The 1,321-nt window shown below is 59.8% G+C and carries 2 protein-coding genes; both read left to right on the top strand.

Annotated elements, in window-relative coordinates; genetic code table 11:
• Positions 1–389: methyl-accepting chemotaxis protein (locus tag TSA66_RS17150; protein ID WP_232429486.1), on the top strand; the 389-nt coding region annotated here is incomplete at its 5' end.
• A 95-nt stretch (positions 390–484) separates the two neighbouring features.
• The coding region (locus tag TSA66_RS27395) for a HAMP domain-containing protein (RefSeq protein ID WP_198358836.1) at positions 485–1,321 on the top strand (837 nt) is incomplete at its 3' end.

The raw sequence follows: 1,321 nt of genomic DNA, 5'->3' as shown, positions 1-1,321 counted from the left end.
TTGACGAGGCGGGCAAGACCATGGACGAGATCGTCACGTCGGTCAAGCATGTGGCCGACATCATGAGTGAAATCGCGGCGGCGAGCGCAGAGCAGAGCAGCGGCATCGAGCAGGTGAACCAAGCCGTCACGCAGATGGACACCTTGACGCAGCAGAATGCGGCGCTGGTGGAAGAAGCAGCGGCTGCGGCGGAAAGCATGCAGGATCAGGCTGCCCGGCTGACCCAGGCGGTGGCTGTATTCAAGCTGTCCGCAGTAGGCGAACAGCGGGTATTTCAAGTGCAATCCGCTGCCACGCCGGTACTTGGCAGGAAGCAAGCACCGCTTGCGGTAGCCAAGGCCAAGCTGCCATCGGCGGGCGCAGGCGGCGACGATTGGGAAGAATTCTGACCCTGTACGTGCGCTCAGGATTACTTTATTTAATTGCCTTAAGGTAATATGCGTATTGGGGTTATAACGACACGCCTGAGGTGGAGGGGAAGAACATGAATCTGCGTAGTTTGCGCATCGGGGCCAGGTTGTGGACGGGGTTTGGCGTCATTCTGGCAATTCTCGCCATGATGGTTGTCACGGGCAACGTGCTGACGACCCAAAACAAGCAGCACCTGATTACGGGCCTGGAACAGTCCAACAACAAGGGCTTGTATGCCGCCACCATGAAAAGCGCGCTGCTGGAAGCGGGTGTGGCGATGCGAAACATCGGCCTGCAATCGGACGTCGGTGCGATGCAGAACGAGGAGGCCCGCGTCAAGGCGCAGAACAAGCGCTATGCCGATGCGCGTGACAAGCTGGCCGCGCTTGGATTGACCGAAGCCGAGAAGAAGATCGTTGCGGAAATCGCCCGGATTGACGAGGAAATCGCCGCGCCGTTCAAGGAAGCAATTGGCCAGGCACTCGCGTTCAACAGCGAAGGCGCCGCCAAGGTGATCGCTAGCCGCATCGACCCGCTCAACCAGAAGGCGGTAGCCGAGATGGACAAGCTGGTTGAATTGCAGCAGGCGGCGCAAAAGGATGTGCTGAACCGCTCGGTATCGGACGACACCAGGCTGATGATCCTGCTGTACGGGCTCGGCGTGCTGGCGCTGGCCATCGGCGGCGCATTTGCCTGGCTAATTACGCGCAGCATTACCGTGCCGCTGAATCAGGCGGTCGATGTGGCGCGCAGCGTCGCCATCGGCGACCTGACGTCGCGCATCGATGAAACGAGCAGGGATGAAATCGGCCAGCTGTTCGATGCATTGCGCCAGATGAATGGAAGCCTGGCGGAGATTGTCGGCAATGTCCGCCTTGGCACGGAAACGATCGGCACTGCTACGCAGGAA

It is taken from the genome of Noviherbaspirillum autotrophicum (genome assembly GCF_000818395.1).
Lineage (GTDB): Bacteria > Pseudomonadota > Gammaproteobacteria > Burkholderiales > Burkholderiaceae_D > Noviherbaspirillum > Noviherbaspirillum autotrophicum.
Note: the sequence above shows the minus strand (reverse complement) of the source record. Positions and strands in the feature narration are given on the sequence as shown.